Source organism: Rhodococcus sp. PAE-6 (assembly GCF_025290685.1).
Lineage (GTDB): Bacteria > Actinomycetota > Actinomycetes > Mycobacteriales > Mycobacteriaceae > Rhodococcus > Rhodococcus pyridinivorans.
Window position 1 is genome coordinate 143,743 of sequence record NZ_JAOCLZ010000002.1, and the last position, 17,871, is coordinate 161,613.

Consider the following 17,871-nt stretch of genomic DNA (forward strand, 5'->3'; position numbering starts at 1 on the left):
TCCGCGGTCTGCGGAGAAGGACTCACGTCATCGGTGCGAGAAGACTATCCGGCCGCACCGATCGGGGGTGCGGTGTCCAGGACGTCCCCGAGGGCGGCTGCCGTCGCGTCCGCCCCGCCGAAGGTGAACGCCAACTGCCGGCCCCACAGGAAGTAGCGGTGGATCGGGTAGTCGATGTCGGCGCCGATACCACCGTGCAGGTGCTGGCCGGTCAGACCGACCCGCACACCGCCGCGGGATGCCCACCACTTGGCGACCAGGGCCGCGGAGTCGGCTTCGTCCTCGCGTCCGACGTCGATCAACCACGCCGCCTTGCGCACCGTGAGCCGGATCGCTTCGGTGTCGAGGTAGGCATCGGCCGCGCGCAATGCGACAGCCTGATTCGTCGACAACGGCCGGCCGAACTGCACGCGCTCGGAGGTGTACTTCGCCGTTGCCCGCAGCGTCTCCTCGCACACCCCGAGCTGAACGGCAGCCAGAGCGATGCGGATACGACGACGGGTCCAGGCCGCGATCTCCTCACCGTCACCGGGCAGGACGTCCTCGGCTCCGATGTGCACGTCCGTGAAGCGCACCGCGGCTTCGGCGCCACGTCCGGTCACGGCGACCGGGACGGCCTCGACGCCGGTCGCGTCCACCGGTGCGACCACCACGGCGACCGAGTCGTCGTCGCAGCGGACCGGGACGACGACGCCGGCGATGATGGGAGCCCACGGAACGGACGGAATCTCACCGCTGATGACGAGATCGTCGCCCTTGCGGATCGCTGTCACCGTGGGGCTCGCGCCGGGGGTGTCGTCGAATGCGCCGGTCAGAACGACCGACCCGTCGATGAGCTTCGGAACGTAACGCTCGACCTGGGTTTCCGTGCCGAACTGTGCGAGCGGAAGAGCCGCACCGGCCACGGTGGACCACACCGGCACGGGAGCGACGCGATGACCTTGCTGCTGCAGGATCGTCGTGAGCCCGAGCATGCCCATGCCGGCGCCGCCGACGGACTCGGGCAGAGCGAGTCCGAGGAGGCCGGCGTCGGCGAGTGCCTGCCACAGCGGGGCGTCGAAACCGCCCTCGGTGCGCTCCACCTCGACCACACGCTCGACCTTGGCCAGCGAACCGAAGACCTGCGACGCGAGGTCCTCGACCGCGATCAGGTCGTCATCGAGTTCGAATTCCATGTCAGCTCCTCGTCTCTGCCGGCGTCTTCACCGCAGCCTGTGCCGTCGCGTCGGGGCGCCTGCGGGCGCCCAGGGTCATTCCGAGGGTCTTCGCCGCCACGATCTCGCGCATCACCTCGTTGCTGCCACCACCGAAGGTGTTGTTCTGCGCGCGTCGACCGAGCGCTTCGATGCGGCCTTCGATCACGGCGCCGTGGCTACCGGGACGCAGCAGACCGCGGGCGCCGAGCACCTCCTGCAACATTCCGTAGGCCGCGACGACACCCTCGGTTCCGAACACCTTCGCTGCGGCGGAGTCGCCACCGTCGAGGGTGTTGGCCGCGATGTCCGACACCAGGCGCAGGTTCACGAGGTCGGCTGCCGACAGCAGCGCGTAGACCTCGGCGAGAGTCGAACGCACCCACGGGACGTCGAACAGCACACCGGGGCCGAAGGGCTCCTGCTTCGCCCAGGCGAGGACCTCGTCGTACATCTCGTTGGCGATGCCACCGCGGGCGGCCAGCGCGACACGTTCGTGGTTGAGCTGGCTCGTGATGAGGGTCCAGCCGCCGTTGAGCTCGCCGACGACGTTGCTCAGCGGAACGCGGATGTTCTCGTAGTACGTGACCGCTGTGCTGATTCCGCCGACGGTCTGGATCTCGGTGGCGGAGAAGCCCGGCGACGAGGTCGGCACGAGCACGACCGAGATCCCCTTGTGGCGAGGCGCGTCCGGATCGGTGCGCACGGCGAGCCAGATCCAGTCGGCGAAGATGGCCGAACTCGTGAACAGCTTGTTGCCGTCGATGACGAGTTCGTCACCGTCGATGCGTGCCCGCGTCTGAAGTGCAGCGAGGTCGGTGCCGGCACCGGGCTCGGTGTACCCGATCGCGAACTTCAGTTCACCCGTGAGGATCTTGGGAAGGAAGAAGTCCTTCTGCTCCTGCGTGCCGTACTTCATCAGTGCCGGCGCGACGGTGTTGAGCGTGACCAGCGAGACCGGCGCGCCGGCGCGGATCGTCTCGTCGTAGAAGACGTACAGCGCCTCGGGATCCTCCCCGCGTCCGCCGTACTCCTCGGGCCACCCCAGGCCGAGCCAGCCGTCGGCGCCCATCTGCCGGTAGATCTTGTCGAAGACCGGTCCACCCTCGGTCTGATCGACCAGGGCGCGTCGATCGTCGTCGTGGATGATGCGGGCGAAGTACTCCCGCAGTTCGGTGCGCAGCCGCCGTGACTTGTCGGACAGCTCGGGATGCATGTGGTCTCCTGAGAGGTGGTCGGGGCCCGGGTTGCGGGCCTAACGGTCGGCCGAGAGGACGATCGCGCTGTGCGGCACCGGCGATCCGCCCGTGACGAGCACGTTGTCGAGTGTCTTCGCCGGCTGGTTCACGGAGGTGCCGCGGATGAGCCGGACGCCTTCGGCGATGCCGTTGACGCCGTGGATGTAGCCTTCGCCGAGCTGACCGCCGTGGGTGTTGATCGGCAGTCGCCCGTCCACCTCGAGGTTGCCGTCGGCGATGAAGTCCTTCGCCTCACCGCGACCGCAGAAGCCGTACTCCTCGAGCTGGAGCAGGACCATGGGGGTGAACGCGTCGTACAGGATCGCGGCGTCGATGCCTTCGGGACCGAAACCTGCCTGTGCCCACATCTGCCGGGCGACGAGCTCCACCTCGGGCATCGCGTCGATGTCCTCGCGGTAGTAGCTGCTCATCGAGATCTGCTGAGGACCGACACCCTGCGCTGCAGCGGTGATGATCGCCGGCGGGTGCGGAAGATCCCGTGCGCGTTCGGCACTCACGATGACCAGTGCCTGTCCGCCGTCGCTCTCCTGGCAACAGTCCAGCAGACGCAGCGGGTCGGCGAGCATCCGCGAGTTCTGGTGGTCGTCGAGAGTGATGGGCCGCTCGTAGAACCAGGCCTTGGGGTTGTTCGCCGCGTGCTTGCGCGAGAGCACCGAGATCTGCCCGAAGTCCGCGCTGGTCGCCCCGTACTTGTGCATGTAGGTGCGGGCCAGGAAGGCCTCCTGCTGAGCGGGAGTGAGCAGGCCGTACGGGTTGATCCAGTTCCGGTATTCCTGGTCGGTGTTCGAGTTGTATGCGAAGGGCGGCGGCCCGGCGCCGAAACGGTGACCCGAGCGCTCGTTGAAGGCGCGGTAGACGACCACGACGTCGGCGACACCGCTCGAGACGGCCAGTGCGGCTTGCTGCACGGGTGCGCAGGCGCCGCCACCGCCGTGCGGGATCCGGCTGAAGAACTTCAATTCCGGGATGCCGAGCGCGCGGGCGACGGCGATCTCGGGGTTGGTCTCCATGGTGAACAGCGCGAAGCCGTCGACCTCTTCGACGCCGATCTGCGCGTCATCGAGAGCAGCGAGGACCGACTCGCACGCAAGCTGCCATTCGCTGCGGCCGGAGTTCTTGGAGAACTCGGTGGCTCCGATACCGGCGATAGCGGCGACTCCGGAGAAGCCCTTGACGGTCATCGGCTCTTCCTCTCGTACGGCTCCACCACGACCTCCGCGGTGACGTGGACGCCTCTGCTGTTGCGGCCCTGCACCTTCATGGTGACGGTCGCGCCGTCGACGGCGGTCACCTCACCGTTCATGTGCATGGGGTCGCCGGGGAAGCAGGGCACGCCCAGGCGCAGCGACGCGCGGCGCACCCGCGCCGACGGTCCGGTCCAGTCGGTGACGTACCGGTCGACGAAACCGTTGGTGGCATTGATACTCATGAAGACGTCCGGTGTGCCGCGTCCGAGTGCGGCGTCCGGGTCGTGGTGCACATCCTCGAAATCCTGCGACGCGATCGCGGTAGCCACGATGGTGGTGCGATCCATAGGCAGGGCGAGTTGGGGAAGTTCCTGTCCGACAGTGCATTCGGCGAGGTTCATGCGTCTCCTCCGGGCTTGCGCAGCTGAGGCAGGATCTCGCCGTGTGCGTGCTCGGCGAATCCCACCTCGAGTTCCATGCCGATCTCGAGGGTGTCGTGGTCGACGCCCGCGATGTCGGCGACGATGCGGATCCCCTCGTCGAGGTCGATCAGTCCGACGGCGAGCGGGTACTCGAAGGCCGGATCCTGCGGGTGGTGAATGACCGTCCAGCTGTGAAGCGTTCCGCGCCGTGAGGATTCGACGGTCTTCCATTCGAACGAGCGGCACGCGGGGCATGCCGGGCCCGGAGGATGGCGCAGAGTGCCGCACTCGCTGCACTGCTGGATCTCGAGTCGGCCCTCACGGACGGCGTCGAACCAGAACTGGTTGTCCTGGGTGATGGTGAGCCGGGGGACGGCGGTCATCGCGTCTCCTTGTCGGTGTTCGGGTTGAACCGGAGCATCCGGAAGCGTTCCTCGGCGACGACTTCGCCGTTCTGGTCCTCGTAGCGCTTGTACAGCGTGAAGAATCGGCCGTCGCCGAGACCCGTTCGCTTGACCTCGGATACGGACTCGATCGTGTAGTGGGCGGTGATGTGGTCGCCCGGGACGAGTTCGCGGTGGTAGTCCTGCTCGACGTTCGTCGCGACGACGGAGGTGAAACCCTCCCGATCGAGGTCGGCAAGCATCCGGGAGTATGCGAAGTCCTCCACGACGCCCTCGGCGCGCTTGCGCTGCACGTCACGCCAGCGGCGGTAGCCGGCCATGATCCAGGTGGAGATCATGGCGGGCGGGCACACGACGGAGTCGCGTCCGGTCTCGCGCGCGGCCTCGGCGTCGACGTAGATCGGGTTGAAGTCGTCGTGGGCCTCGACCCAGTTGCGGATCATGGCGTCGTTGACGGCGTATCGGGCCACGCGGGGTGGTTCGGCCACCTGCCCGACGTACTTCTCGTAATCCTGCTCGACGGTCTGCATGGCCCAGTCACTCCTCTTCGACGCGCGCGTTCGTCGTCACGCTAAGTGGGGCCGACAAGCGAGTTCCCGTGATTCCCACTGAGCAGGAGCAGTGGCGGGGTGAGGGGGAGCCGGTACCAAACCAAGCGATTGCTTGGTAAGTTGTCGACGTGAGACCCGCGCATCCCGCGGGATGAATGACGTGGAGGCAGCGAATGGATCTGGGACTCGACGGCGCGGTCGTGCTCGTCACCGGGGGAATACGGGGAGTCGGTGCAGGCATCACCAGGGTGTTCCTGCGTGCCGGTGCGACCGTCGTGACGTGCGCTCGCAACGAGCCCGAACAGCCTCTCGAGGTGGACGGGCGGACCGCGGAGTTCCTGACGTGCGATGTCCGCGATGCCGATCAGGTGGCCGCGCTGATCGAGACCATCGTCGACCGCCACGGGCGGCTCGACGCCGTGGTGAACAATGCCGGCGGGTCACCGTACGCGCTGGCGGCCGATGCCAGCCCGAAGTTCCACGCCAAGATCGTGGAACTGAACCTGCTGTCCCCGCTGCTGGTCGCGCAGGCCGCCAACGCGGTGATGCAGAAGCAGGACACCGGCGGCTCGATCGTCAACATCTCGAGCGTGAGCGGATCCCGCCCCTCGCCGGGCACCGCGGCATATGGTGCGGCCAAGGCAGGCGTCGACAGCCTCGCACAGTCGCTCGCCGTCGAGTGGGCCCCGAAGGTACGGGTGAACTCGGTGGTGGTCGGCCTGGTCGAAACCGAACAGTCGCACCTGTTCTACGGAGACAAGGCCGGCGTCGCCGCAGTCGGCGAGACCGTTCCGCTGGGACGGCTGGCCCAGCCCGAAGATATCGGCCACTGCGCCGCATTCCTGGCCTCTCCGCTGTCGGCCTACGTCAGCGGATCGACATTGACCGTCCACGGCGGCGGTGAACGCCCTGCCTACATGGCAGCGGCCGAAACGAAGGAGACGAAGTGAGTGGACTGATGGACGGGCGCGTCGTCATCGTGACCGGCGCCGGACGCGGCCTCGGTCGCGCGCATGCCCTGGCATTCGCCGCGGAAGGCGCCAAGGTCGTCGTCAACGACATCGGTGTCGGCAGTGACGGAACCGCCACGGGGGAGAGCCCCGGTGAGCTGGTCGTCGAGGAGATCCGTGCGGCCGGGGGAGAGGCCGCCGTCAACGGCGACGACGTCGCCGACTGGGCCGGCGCCGAGAACCTCGTCAGGACCGCCCTCGACAATTTCGGCCGGCTCGACGTGCTCGTCAACAACGCCGGATTCCTGCGCGACCGCATGCTCGCCAACATGAGCGAAGAGGAGTGGGACGCGGTCATCCGCGTGCACCTCAAGGGGCACTTCGCGCCGATGCGTCACGCCATGACCTACTGGCGCGCCGAGGCCAAGGCCGGCAACCCCGTCGACGCCCGCATCATCAACACCAGCTCGGGTGCCGGCCTGATGGGCAGCATCGGCCAGGGCAACTACGCCGCCGCCAAGGCCGGTATCGCGACGCTCACGATCCAGGCCGCAGCCGAATTCGGCCGCTACGGGGTAACCGTCAACGCGATCGCACCCTCGGCACGCACCCGCATGACCGTCGGGGCCGGTGGCGCGATGGCCGAGATGATGGCCGCACCCGAAGAGGGTTTCGACGCCATGGCGCCGGAGAACGTCTCGCCGCTGGTCGTGTGGCTCGGCAGTGCCGAAGCGAAGGACGTGACCGGTCGCGTGTTCGAGGCCGAGGGCGGCAAGGTGTCGCTGGCCGACGGATGGCGCCACGGTGAGGCGATCGACAAGGGCGACCGTTGGGATCCGAAGGAACTCGGTCCCGTCGTCGAGAAGCTGATCGCAGCGTCGCAGCCGCCGACGCCGGTCTACGGAGCGTGATGTCCCCGCGCGTTTCCGGTGGTCATCACCGGAAACGCGCACGGACGGCGTCGCCGCTCTAGGCGGGCGCGCGGACGATGAGGGTGGAGCCGGGGAAGTAGGCAGCGAGTTCGGAACGTGCCTGCTTGAGCGTGGCGGTGCCGTAACCCTGCTTGCGGAACTCGGGATGCACCCAGATCCGCACCTCGACCTCGTTGCCGGTCAGCTCGCCGAACGCGAACCCGATGGCCTTCGGCTCGTCGCCCGAAAGATCTTCGGCCACAAGCCACATGCCGGACTCGTCGTCCATCAGCTCGTTGCCGCGCTGCCGCTCGGATTCGACCTGTTCGTCGCTGTCGTCACCCAGCTGGTCGGCGCAGCGCTGCTTGAACAGCGCCGTGTCGGCCGCGCTGTGGGAAATGGGCCGCAACCGGAAATGCGCGCCGGTCGCGTACGGACGCGCCGCCGTCGTCCACTGCAGCACCGCATCGAGATCGTCGAGTTCTTCACGGATCTTCTTCCGCTCCGCCTGGGTCAGACGGCGGAACGGAAGGTTCAGCACGGCCTCCGCGCAGAACTCGTCGGTGTCGAGCAGCGAGGCGAGCTTCGCGACCGCGTCGCCCCGATCCTTGCTCTCGACGATCACGTCGAGCACCTCGTGGCGTCGTTCGAGCGCCCGGAGCAGCGCGGCCGCGATTTCCCGCCGGTCGAGCACCTTGTCGTGATCGGTGGTTTCCATCGTGCGACATCCCTTCGTCGAGAACCTGGACGTACGAGACTCAGTATTCCCGCACGGGACCGTCCCGGCGAACCGTGCCGGGCGGGACGCTCACTCGCACACGACGACGGGAATCACACGGTCGGTCCACGACTGGTAGTTGTCGAAGTCCGGGTACATCGCCGTCAGACGTGGCCAGTAGGCCGCTCGTTCCTCGTCGCTCGCGACCCGCGCCCGCATGGTCCGGATGCGCGACTTGATCTGCACCGTGGTCTCCGGGTTCGCCTGGATGTTGCGGAACCACAAGGGGTGCTTGGGCAGTCCTCCCTGGGAGGCGACGAGGACCACCTTGTCGCCGTCCTCGAGGAACAGCAGCGGGACCGTTCGCGGTTGCCCGGTCTTCCGCCCGATCGTGGTCACCAGGCACACCGGGATGCCCCACGGGAAGGCGCTTCCCACGCGCCACTTCCCGCCGATGCGACCGCCGGTCGCCCGGTACGCCGCGACGTTGAACCGCGACATCCACTTGATGATCGAGATCGTGGCCTTCGAGTCGAGGCCCTTCGGCGCCGCTTCGGTGCCCATGTCAGATGCGCTCGATGATGGTGCCCGTCGCCAGCGCTCCACCGGCGCACATCGAGATCAGAGCGGTCGACGCGTCACGCCGCTCGAGCTCGTGCAGCGCGGTGGTGATGAGGCGGGAACCGGTGGATCCGACGGGGTGGCCGAGCGCGATCGCGCCACCGTTGACGTTGACCTTGTCCATGTCGGGTCCGTGCACCTGGGCCCAGGACAGCAGCACCGACGCGAACGCCTCGTTGACCTCGAACAGGTCGAGATCGTCGATGCTCATGCCCGCCTTCTCGAGAACCTTCGCGGTGGCCTGGACCGGGCCGTCGAGGTGGAACTCGGGTTCGGCGCCGACGAGAGCCTGCGCGACGATCCGCGCCCGCGGCTTCAGTCCGAGTGCCTTCGCGCGGTCGGAATCCATGAGCAGCACGGCCGCGGCTCCGTCGGAGATCTGCGACGAGGTGCCGGCGGTGTGGATGCCGCCCTCGAGCACGGGCTTCAGCTTCGCCAGCGACTCGGCCGACGTCTCGCGCAGACCCTGGTCGCGGGTGACGGTCGCCTTCTCGCCGGTGCGGTTGCCCTCCTTGTCGACGACGGGTGCGACGACCGGCAGCACCTCGCGGTCGAACCGGCCCTCGTCCCAGGCCTGCTTCGCGAGCTGCTGTGAGCGCACGCCGAGTGCGTCGACGTCCTCGCGGGTGATGCCGCGGCGCCGCGCGATGCGTTCGGCGGCCTCGAACTGGTTGGGCATGTCGATGTTCCAGGACTCCGGCCGGCGCGGGCCCGCCTGGTCGCCGACGTTGGCGCCGAGGGGCACCTGGGTCATCGCCTCGATGCCGCAGGCGATGCCCACGTCGATGGCGCCGGTGGCGATGAGGCCTGCGATGAGGTGATTGGCCTGCTGCGCCGATCCGCACTGGGCGTCGATGGTGGTCGCGCCGACCTGCCAGGGCAGCCCCGCGTTGAGCCATGCGGTGCGGGTGATGTTGTTGGACTGGGCGCCCGCCTGGGTGACGCAGCCACCGATGACCTGTTCGACGAGCTCGGCGTCGATGCCGGCGCGTTCGACGAGTCCGGCCTGGACGGCGCCCAGGATCTCGGCAGCGTGCAGGCCCGCGAGCCATCCACCCCGCTTGCCGATCGGGGTCCGTGCGGCCTCGACGATGACTGGTGTGCCCACTTCGGGCTCCTTTCTCCTACGTTCTTCGCAAAATAGAACAGGTTTCTCCGGGAGGCAACAGAACTCGATTATCCACGGGACGTGCAGATCTCTTGGTCGCGCGGCGCGCCTGTGTTTGAATGGTTCTAGAACGTGTTACAAATCACGCGAGCGGTACTCGCCAGGGCAGGAGAGATATCAGTGGCGCAGCCGAACATCCCCGAAGACATCGACTTCACCGATCCCGATCTGTACGCAGACCGTATGCCGTTCGAAGAGTTCGCGGAACTGCGTAAGACGGCACCGGTGTGGTGGAACAAGAAGTCTCCCGACGTCGGTGGTTTCCACGACGAGGGTTTCTGGGTTGTCTCCCGGCACGAGGAGGTCCGAGAGGTCTCCCGCCGGAGCGACGTGTTCTCCAACTGGGAGAACACTGCGATTCCGCGGTTCAACGACGACATTCCTCGTGAGGCCGTCGAGCTGCAACGTCACGTCCTGCTCAACAAGGACGCCCCCGAGCACACCAAGCTGCGCAAACTCGTCGCCCGAGGCTTCACGCCCCGTGCGATCAACGGCCTGCGCGACGAGCTCGACCGTCGCTCCAAGATGATCGTCCAGGAGGCCTGCCAGGCCGGTCGGGGCGACTTCGTCACCCAGATCGCCGCGGAACTGCCGCTGCAGGCGATCGCCGATCTCATCGGCGTCCCGCAGGAGGACCGCGCGAAGATCTTCGAATGGTCCAACCAGATGACGGGCTACGACGATCCGGACAACACCGCCGATCCGGCGGCCGCCTCCATGGAGGTGCTGGGCTACGCCTACCAGATGGCCGCTGCCCGCAAGGAGAACCCGGCCGACGACATCGTCACCACCCTCATCGAGGCCGACATCGACGGCGACGAACTCGCTCCCGAGGAGTTCGGCTTCTTCTTCATCGTGCTCGCGGTGGCCGGCAACGAGACCACCCGCAACGCGATCACCCACGGCATGGCGGCCTTTCTCGACAACCCCGAGCAGTGGGAGATCTTCAAGCGCGACCGGCCGAAGACCGCCGCCGACGAGATCATCCGCTGGGCCACTCCCGTCACCTCGTTCCAGCGCACGGCGCTCGAGGACACCGAACTCGGCGGTCAGACGATCCGCAAGGGCGAGCGCGTCGTCATGCTGTACGCCTCGGCCAACAACGACGAAGAAGTGTTCGACAACCCCCGCGAGTTCGACATCCTTCGTGATCCCAACCCGCACCTGGCATTCGGTGGAACGGGCGCGCACTACTGCCTGGGCGCGAACCTCGCACGTATGGAGATCGACCTGATCTTCAACGCGATCGCCGACCACATCCCGGACATCACCAAGATCGGCGACCCGCACCGTCTGCGGTCGGGCTGGCTCAACGGCATCAAGGAGTTCCAGGTCGACTACAAGACCTCGGGTGGGTGCCCGGTCCAGCACTGACCGAACCGAACACCGACCGAACCGAACATCGAGGTCCCCGGGCGCCCCTGCGCGCCCGGGGACCTCGCACATCCCGTGTCGTCTACAGGACCTCGGACCTGCGGCCGATCCACCACATCGCGGCCCCCGCCGCGAGCACACCGGCTACCGATACACCGGTCGTGAGAACCGTCCACGAGTCCGGCGTCCACCCGGACGGAGAATCGGTGAGAGGCGTGTAGGCGGTCCATCCGAATCGGGAGCACCGGCACGCATCACGAGAGCCGCTGTTGCCACCGCGATGACAGTCACCGAGAGAACCGTCCACACTGTGTTGGCGGGCTGCGCCGACACCTCGAGGTACACGGCGCTTCCGGACGAGGAGGCCGCGAACTCCCGGTATTCCGCGACGGGTTCCGCGGTGAGCAGCGCGGCAACGACGCCACCGGTCATCACCGCGGGGAGCCGGGTGCCCGCACTTCGGGCGCAGCAGACGACGAGGGCACCGAGCACCAGGCCTGCACCGACCGCCGAGACGTACATGTCGAACCGCCACGCACCCGGCAGGGCGACGACCGCCACGAGTGCGGCTCCGGCCACGACGGCGCCGAGCGCGCCCACCCGGTGGCGTAACCACAGCGCGATCGACGCGGCGACGAGCGCTCCCGTGGCAGACGCGGTGATACCCGAAGTCTCCACGGCACCGAAACCGAACCCGGTATCGAGTGGATAGGTGTCGACGCTCGGCGCGGCGAGGACGGTTCCGGCGGTGAAACTGCCGACGGCTGCGAGTGCGTAGAGAATCCAGGAGGGCACCCCCTACCTTCTCCGAGCGGTCACCGGGACGCGGCGCCGACACGCCGGGCGACGATGCGATCAGGTCAGGCGGCGAAGATCCTCGGAGGTGTCGACGTCTCCGGGGTCGGCGAGCCCGGTGCAGTCGAGACGCCGCACGCGTTCACGATTGCGGGCGAGGAAGGACCGCGCGCCCTCGTCACCGGCGGCGTCGGCGGCGGCGCCGAGCGCGTCGGCGATGTCGAAGACCACCGGATGACCGGGGTGATCTCCGAAGACGGGGAGCGTGACCGTGCCCGGCCGGTGCTCGTCCAGGACGTGGCGCACCAGATCGGCCGTGATGCCGGGAAAGTCGACGACGGTGAGCGCGACCCGGTCGTGAGTGCGCGCGGCGTCGACCCCATGGCGCAGGGAGGTCGACATGCCGTCGGACCAGTCGGGATTGTGCACCGCCGTGGCGCCGGTCGGGCAGGCGGCGGCGACCTCGTCGCCGAACGCCCCGACTACCACCACGACCTCGTCGCAGCCACCGCCGAGCAGTGCCTCGACGACGGTATGCAGCAGGGGACGGCCACGGTGGGGGAGCAACGCCTTCGCGCGTCCACCCAACCGAGAGCCGTCCCCTGCTGCGAGAACGATTCCGGCGGTCGGCATACCGCCGATGCTACGAGACCGGCCGCAGAGTCTTCATCGCGCGATCCACTTCCCAGAACGCACGCAGCGACACGATCCTGCCGTCGTCGTCGACCCGGTAGACGAACACGCCCTCCGCGTCGATGAGATTGCCCGCCATCGTGGTGCGGATCGTGCCGATGTTGACGCACTCGTTGCCGCACACCAGCACGTCGTCGACGAGGAACTCGAGCTTGTCGGTGTTCGCGATGGTCATGTCGTAGAACTTCGCGATCGCCTCGTGTCCGTGGTGCCCCTTGCCCTCCGGATCGAAGCCGGACGGACCCACCGGATCCTCGACGCACGCGTTCTCCGCGAACAGCGCGAGCCACTCGTCCTTGCGTTTCCCGCTCGCCGCCGCCTGCGATGCCTTCGCTGCGATACGCGCCGGGTGTTCCTCGCTCATGCGGCATCCCTTCCGGGAATGTACTTGTCGGCGAACTTCCGCAGCGATTCCTGTTTGGCCTCGAGCGGGGAGTCGAAACCGTGGCCGTCGAAGATCCACGGCACCACGATGATGTCGGTGACCCCGGCGTCGGCCAGTTCGGCGTAACCGGAACCACCGAACCTGTCGACACACACCGTCTGGATCTCGAACGGCAGGTTGCTGCGGCCGTACTCGGCCCGCAATTCGCGCAGTCGGGTGATGACCCCGACCAGATCGTCGAACCCGATCATCGCCGACGTCCAGCCGTCACCGACCCGGGCCGCACGACGCAGTGCCACCTCGGTGTGCCCACCGACGTAGAGCGGTACCGGTGCGGTGGGCGCGGGACTCATCTGCAGCCGGTCGAAGTCGTAGAACTCGCCGTGATGTTCGACCATGCCGCCGTCGAGGATCAGCTTCAGGACGTCGATCATCTCGTCGACGCGCTTGCCGCGCTTCGCGTAGGGCACACCGCACCACTCGAATTCTTCCGGCGCCCAGCCGATTCCGACACCCAGTCCGAACCGGTTCCCGGTGAGGTTCGCAACGGATCCGACCTGCCGCGCCAGCAGCACCGGATTGCGGGAGCCGAGCTTGAGCACCTGGGTGTAGAACCGGATCGTCGACGTGCTCGCCGCCATCGACGCCGCGGCGATGAGCGGATCCACCCAGGGGGTGTCGGGCGTCCACATCCGCGAACCGTCGGGGGTGTACGGATAGTCGACCGTCTGCTTCTCCATGTAGAACAGGGAGTCGGGCAGTGCGATCGAGGTGTATCCGCACTCCTCGGCGGTCTGCGCGATGCCGGTGAGCTGGTCGAGTGGGGTCATCGCGACCCCGACGGTGAACGAGACCATGATGACTCCTAATTCGTGGGCCGGTCGGAGCCCACCACCCACATGGAGAAGTACTGGGATCCACCGCCGTAGGCATGTCCGAGTGCCTTGCGGGCGCCGTCGACCTGGTGATCTCCCGCCGTGCCCATCACCTGGATCGCGGCTTCGGCGAACCGGATCATGCCCGATGCCCCGATGGGGTTGGAGCAGAGCACGCCGCCGGACATGTTGACCGGAAGCCGACCGCCGATCGCCGTCTCGCCGGCCTCGGTGAGTTTCCACCCCGACCCCTCGGACGCGAAACCGAGGTTCTCGAGCCACATCGGCTCGAACCACGAGAACGGCACGTAGATCTCGGCGCAGTCGATCTCGCCGAGCGGATCGGTGATACCGGCCTGCTTCCACAGTGCTGCGGCAGCGACCCGTCCGGCCTCCGGATTCACCTGATCGCGCCCGGCGTAGGTGGTGGGTTCGGTGCGCATCGCCGTGGCATGGATCCACGCCACCCGGCGGCCGGCCTGCTCGGCGGCCTTCGCGGTGTCCTCGTCGCCGAGCACGACCGCGCACGCACCGTCGGACGACGGGCACGTCTCGTCGTACCGGATCGGATCCCACAGCATCTGCGAGGCCTGCACCTTCTCGAGGGTGATCTCGGGCTGCTTCAGATGCGCGTACGGATTCTTCGCGCCGTTGAGGCGGTCCTTGACCGCGACCATCGCCCCGATGTGCTCGGGCGCACCGGACCGGCGGATGTACGAACGGACGTGCGGCGCGAAGTAGCCGCCCGCGCCGGCACCGACCGGCATGGTGAACGGGACCGGTGTGGACAGCGCCCACATCGCGTTCGACTCGGACTGCTTCTCCCAGGCCACCGCGAGTACCCGGCGGTGCACGCCGGCCTGGACGAAGCTTGCCGCGACGTTCGCCGTCGAGCCCCCGACGGACCCGGCGGTGTGCACGCGCAGCATCGGCTTGCCCGTGGCGCCGATGGCGTCGACCATCGACAGTTCGGGCATCATGACGCCCTCGAACAGGTCGGGGGCCTTGCCGATCACCACGGCGTCGATGTCGTCCCAGCCCATCTGGGCGTCCGTCATGGCGCGGTCGATCGCCTCGCGGACGAGGCCGGACATCGACACGTCGTGCCGCTTGGCGACGTAATGGGTCTGCCCGGTTCCGAGGACAGCTGCGGGTTGCTTCGCCATCAGTTGCGTCCCTCCAGAACGGCTACCAGATTCTGTTGCAGCACAGCACCGCTCGTCGCGTGCGCGAGTGCACGTCCGGCCGTGCCGTCCATGATCGCCTGCGCTGCGTAACCGATGCGCTCGAGACCGCCGGAGAACATCGGGTTGCCCGTCAGCGGCCCACCGGACGGGTTGATCGTCGTCGACTCGCCCAGGCCGATCGCCTCGCGCAGGATGAGTTCCTGGTGCGTGAACGGTGCATGCAACTCGGCGACGTCGAAGGCGGTGTCCCCGCCGGTGACGGCCTGCGCTGCGGCCCGGGTCGAGGGTGAGACGGTCAGATCGAGTGCGCCGAAGTTCGGTGAATCGGTGCGATGCTCGATCCCGGTGATCCACGCCGGGTTCTCGCACAGCTCGCGCGCCCGGTCGCCGGTCGCGAGGACGATCGCGGCCGCGCCGTCGGTGACGGGGGCGCAGTCGTGCTTACGCAACGGGTCGGCGATGTACGGCTGGGCGAGCAGTTCGTCGATGTCGAAGTCGCCGGAGAGTTGCGCCTTGGGATTGTCCTTGGCGGCGGCGCGGCTACGGACCGCGACCTCCGCCATCTCGCGGTCGGTCCACTTACCGGAGTCGAGACCCAGGCGGGCCTGCAGGCCCGCGAGCGAGACGGAGTCGACGCCCAGAGGGGCCACGAGGTACGGATCGAGCTGCAGGGACAGGGTTTGGCGCAGAGTGCCGGCCGAGGACTTGCCGAAGCCGTACACGAGGGCGGTGTCGCCCTCACCGGTGATGAGCTTGACCCACGCCTCGTAGAGCGCCCAGGCCGCATCCATCTCGACATGCGATTCGTTGATGGGCGGGACGGCGCCGATCGCATCGATCGCCGAGATGAACGAGAATGCTCGTCCGGCAAGGTAATCGGAGGAACCCGAACACCAGAAACCGATGTCGGACTTGGTGATGCCGAGCTTGCCGTACAGCTCCTGGAAACACGGGACGAGCATCTCGACGCCGTTGGTGGTGCCGAACGTCTCGCGCACGTGCGGAGCGTGCGCGAAGCCGACGACTGCAATGTCTGTCATGTGTCCGCCGCTCTCAGAGGTGGTGTTCGAAGGTGTCGTAGTCGGCGTCGGGTTCGCCGGTGGGACGGAAGTACTCGATGTTGCGTAGCGTGTGATCCCACTCCTCGCGAGGACGCCATTTCGCTTCGACACGCATGCCCATCCGCACCTCGGACGCATCGCATTCGAGGATCAGGTGCAGGAACGGGATGTCGGCACCGTCGAGCAGTACGTAGGCGGCGACATAGGGCGGCTCGATCTGCTGGCCGAGGAATGGCACGTTCACGATGCAGAAGGTGGTGACGATGCCCTTGTCGGACACTTCCACGGGTTCCTTCGTCGGTACGCCGTCGGTGGGGCTCGCACCGCGCGGGGGCACGTAGACCTTCCCGCCCGGGCCGGTGCGGCCACCGATGATCCTGCCGTCCTTCAACCCTCGCAGGTACCAGGATTCCTCGGGGGAGGCGGAGTGCCGGTAGTCCAGGTCGACGGGAGTGGTGATCATCGTGACCGGATCACCCTCGGCCGCTGCGACGGTGATCGTCGCCTCGCCGGGTTCGAAGGCCTCGATGTCGTGGATGTCGCCGGTGCGTTCGGCGGCCCACCGCACACGTACACGCAGACCCGTCTCGATGTCGTCCGGGGAGGCGACGTCGACGGCGTGCAGGAGTGCGGTGTCGGCGCCGTCGAGGCGGATCAGCGCCCACGCGAACGGCCGGTCGAAGGGCTGTCCGGGCAACGGCTCGGCGTTCCACGTCCAGCTCACCACGGTGCCGGTCTGTCCGACCTCGACGACATCGGTGAGCGGTTCATGGGTGACCGCGTCGTATTCGGGGGGTGGGACGAGGACCCGTCCGTCGGATCCGCGGGCGCCGAGAATGCGGCCGTCGCGCAATCCGGTGACGAAGGCTCCGACGGTCGGCCCGGTGGATCGTGTGTAGTCGAACTTCAGATTCAGCGGTGCGCTCAGCGGTGGCTCGGCAACCGTGCTCTTTCCCAGGCTCACAATTTCGAGTAGAACAGGTTCTAGTGGTGCTGGCAAGAGCGGCGCGCGAACTGCATCTCTCCACGATTCGCCCGACAGGAAAGGCGTCCAATGAAACTGGGACTGCAACTCGGCTACTGGGGTGCTCAGCCGCCCTCGAACGCACCGGAACTCGTTGCTGCGGCCGAGGCCGAAGGATTCGACGCCGTCTTCGCCGCCGAATCGTGGGGATCGGACGCGTTCACTCCGCTCGCCTGGTGGGGTTCGTCCACCGAGCGGGTGCGGCTCGGCACGTCCGTCGTGCAGATCTCCGCACGCACACCGACGAGTTGCGCGATGCACGCGCTCACGCTCGATCACCTCTCGGGTGGCCGGCACATCCTCGGCCTCGGCGTCTCGGGGCCACAGGTGGTGGAGGGCTGGTACGGGCAACCGTTCGCCAAGCCCCTCGCACGGACCCGCGAGTACGTCGACGTGATCCGCAAGGTGCTCGCGCGCGAAGCGCCGGTGACCGGCGACGGACCGCACTTCCCGCTGCCCTACGCAGGCACCGGATCCACCGGGCTCGGTAAACCGCTCAAGCCCATCACGCATCCGCTGCGGTCGGACATCCCGATCTGGATCGGTGCCGAAGGTCCGAAGAACGTCGCGCTCACCGCCGAGATCGCCGACGGCTGGCTCGCGATCTACTACACCCCGCGCCTGGCGCCGATGTACGACGAGTGGCTCGACGAGGGGTTCGCCCGGCCGGGCGCCCGGCGCACCCGCGAGGACTTCGAGATCGCGGCGACCTGCCAGGTGGTGATCACGGACGACCGCGCAGGGACGATCGCGGCGATGAAACCGGTGACGGCACTGTACGTCGGGGGAATGGGCGCGCCGGAGTTGAACTTCCACGCGCAGGTCTACCGGCGGATGGGATACGAGGCCGTGGTCGACGAGGTGACCGCGCTGTTCCGTGCCGGCCGTAAGGAAGAAGCGGCGGCAGCGATCCCGGACGAGATGGTCACCGAGACGATGATCGCCGGGAACGCCGACGAGGTACGCGAGGGCGTGAAGCGGTGGGAGGAGGCCGGCGTGACGATGCTGCTGGTCGGTTGCCGCGACGTCGACCAGGTGCGCACGATCGCCGACGTGGTGTTGCGCTAGACCAGTGGTACTGGGCCAACGCCAC

At 67.6% G+C, this 17,871-nt stretch carries 20 protein-coding genes; 4 read left to right on the top strand and 16 right to left on the bottom strand.

Features of this window, described 5'->3' with window-relative positions:
- Window positions 1–44 precede the first annotated feature (44 nt).
- The 6 genes from NVV99_RS05190 to NVV99_RS05215 are packed head-to-tail and all read right to left on the bottom strand — an operon-like array spanning window position 45 to window position 4,995.
- Window positions 45–1,175, bottom strand: a complete 1,131-nt coding sequence (locus NVV99_RS05190) for an acyl-CoA dehydrogenase family protein (protein ID WP_024102928.1) — start codon at window positions 1,173–1,175, stop codon at window positions 45–47.
- Between the two features lies 1 nt (window position 1,176).
- The gene (locus NVV99_RS05195) at window positions 1,177–2,409 is read right to left on the bottom strand and encodes an acyl-CoA dehydrogenase family protein (RefSeq protein WP_024102929.1); all 1,233 of its coding nucleotides are present in this window, start codon (window positions 2,407–2,409) and stop codon (window positions 1,177–1,179) included.
- 39 nt (window positions 2,410–2,448) lie between these two features.
- A complete protein-coding gene (locus NVV99_RS05200) occupies window positions 2,449–3,633 on the bottom strand; it encodes a lipid-transfer protein (protein ID WP_024102930.1) in 1,185 nt (394 codons plus the stop codon).
- Window positions 3,630–4,040 carry a MaoC/PaaZ C-terminal domain-containing protein gene (locus NVV99_RS05205; protein WP_024102931.1) on the bottom strand — a complete coding sequence of 137 codons (411 nt, stop codon included), beginning with the start codon at window positions 4,038–4,040 and terminating at the stop codon, window positions 3,630–3,632. The genes NVV99_RS05200 and NVV99_RS05205 overlap by 4 nt, the downstream gene beginning before the upstream one ends.
- The gene (locus NVV99_RS05210; RefSeq protein WP_024102932.1) at window positions 4,037–4,444 is read right to left on the bottom strand and encodes a Zn-ribbon domain-containing OB-fold protein; all 408 of its coding nucleotides are present in this window, start codon (window positions 4,442–4,444) and stop codon (window positions 4,037–4,039) included. Before NVV99_RS05210 ends, NVV99_RS05205 begins: the two co-directional genes overlap by 4 nt.
- Window positions 4,441–4,995 (bottom strand): MaoC family dehydratase N-terminal domain-containing protein, encoded by a 555-nt coding sequence (locus NVV99_RS05215; protein WP_024102933.1) that lies wholly within the window; start codon window positions 4,993–4,995, stop codon window positions 4,441–4,443. The genes NVV99_RS05210 and NVV99_RS05215 overlap by 4 nt, the downstream gene beginning before the upstream one ends.
- 194 nt (window positions 4,996–5,189) lie before the next feature.
- Between NVV99_RS05215 and NVV99_RS05220 the strand changes: the two genes are divergently transcribed.
- A complete protein-coding gene (locus NVV99_RS05220) occupies window positions 5,190–5,966 on the top strand; it encodes an SDR family oxidoreductase (RefSeq protein WP_006551924.1) in 777 nt (258 codons plus the stop codon).
- Complete coding sequence (locus NVV99_RS05225; protein ID WP_024102934.1) at window positions 5,963–6,877, top strand: SDR family oxidoreductase; 915 nt, start codon at window positions 5,963–5,965, stop codon at window positions 6,875–6,877. Before NVV99_RS05220 ends, NVV99_RS05225 begins: the two co-directional genes overlap by 4 nt.
- Before the next feature lie 58 nt (window positions 6,878–6,935).
- On the opposite strand, the gene NVV99_RS05230 is transcribed toward NVV99_RS05225, so the two are convergent.
- The 3 genes from NVV99_RS05230 to NVV99_RS05240 form a co-directional block, all read right to left on the bottom strand.
- Window positions 6,936–7,595: a GNAT family N-acetyltransferase gene (locus NVV99_RS05230; protein WP_024102935.1), complete on the bottom strand. Its 660-nt coding sequence runs from the start codon at window positions 7,593–7,595 to the stop codon at window positions 6,936–6,938.
- Between the two features lie 90 nt (window positions 7,596–7,685).
- Window positions 7,686–8,159 (bottom strand): nitroreductase family deazaflavin-dependent oxidoreductase, encoded by a 474-nt coding sequence (locus NVV99_RS05235; protein ID WP_006551921.1) that lies wholly within the window; start codon window positions 8,157–8,159, stop codon window positions 7,686–7,688.
- 1 nt (window position 8,160) lies between these two features.
- Complete coding sequence (locus NVV99_RS05240; RefSeq protein ID WP_024102936.1) at window positions 8,161–9,324, bottom strand: steroid 3-ketoacyl-CoA thiolase; 1,164 nt, start codon at window positions 9,322–9,324, stop codon at window positions 8,161–8,163.
- A gap of 180 nt (window positions 9,325–9,504) precedes the next feature.
- Between NVV99_RS05240 and NVV99_RS05245 the strand changes: the two genes are divergently transcribed.
- A complete protein-coding gene (locus tag NVV99_RS05245) occupies window positions 9,505–10,758 on the top strand; it encodes a cytochrome P450 (protein WP_019290108.1) in 1,254 nt (417 codons plus the stop codon).
- Between the two features lie 144 nt (window positions 10,759–10,902).
- Here the strand turns inward: NVV99_RS05245 and NVV99_RS05250 are convergent, their stop codons facing one another.
- From NVV99_RS05250 to NVV99_RS05280, 7 genes are read right to left on the bottom strand one after another with little or no spacing between them, the layout of a single operon-like run.
- A complete protein-coding gene (locus tag NVV99_RS05250; protein ID WP_024102937.1) occupies window positions 10,903–11,553 on the bottom strand; it encodes a hypothetical protein in 651 nt (216 codons plus the stop codon).
- 60 nt (window positions 11,554–11,613) lie between these two features.
- On the bottom strand, window positions 11,614–12,186 hold the full coding sequence (locus tag NVV99_RS05255; RefSeq protein WP_260782762.1) for an NTP transferase domain-containing protein: 573 nt from the start codon (window positions 12,184–12,186) through the stop codon (window positions 11,614–11,616).
- A 10-nt stretch (window positions 12,187–12,196) separates the two neighbouring features.
- Window positions 12,197–12,610: a nuclear transport factor 2 family protein gene (locus NVV99_RS05260; RefSeq protein ID WP_024102939.1), complete on the bottom strand. Its 414-nt coding sequence runs from the start codon at window positions 12,608–12,610 to the stop codon at window positions 12,197–12,199.
- A complete protein-coding gene (locus tag NVV99_RS05265) occupies window positions 12,607–13,488 on the bottom strand; it encodes a TIGR03619 family F420-dependent LLM class oxidoreductase (RefSeq protein WP_006551915.1) in 882 nt (293 codons plus the stop codon). Before NVV99_RS05265 ends, NVV99_RS05260 begins: the two co-directional genes overlap by 4 nt.
- An 8-nt stretch (window positions 13,489–13,496) precedes the next feature.
- Complete coding sequence (locus NVV99_RS05270; RefSeq protein WP_024102940.1) at window positions 13,497–14,672, bottom strand: thiolase domain-containing protein; 1,176 nt, start codon at window positions 14,670–14,672, stop codon at window positions 13,497–13,499.
- Complete coding sequence (locus NVV99_RS05275) at window positions 14,672–15,733, bottom strand: thiolase domain-containing protein (protein WP_252173657.1); 1,062 nt, start codon at window positions 15,731–15,733, stop codon at window positions 14,672–14,674. Before NVV99_RS05275 ends, NVV99_RS05270 begins: the two co-directional genes overlap by 1 nt.
- A gap of 13 nt (window positions 15,734–15,746) precedes the next feature.
- Entirely contained in the window at window positions 15,747–16,718 is a 972-nt protein-coding gene (locus NVV99_RS05280; RefSeq protein WP_024102942.1) for a Zn-ribbon domain-containing OB-fold protein, read from the bottom strand.
- 90 nt (window positions 16,719–16,808) lie between these two features.
- On the opposite strand from NVV99_RS05280, the gene NVV99_RS05285 reads away from it, so the two are divergent.
- Complete coding sequence (locus NVV99_RS05285; RefSeq protein ID WP_024102943.1) at window positions 16,809–17,846, top strand: LLM class F420-dependent oxidoreductase; 1,038 nt, start codon at window positions 16,809–16,811, stop codon at window positions 17,844–17,846.
- Window positions 17,847–17,871: the final 25 nt, after the last annotated feature.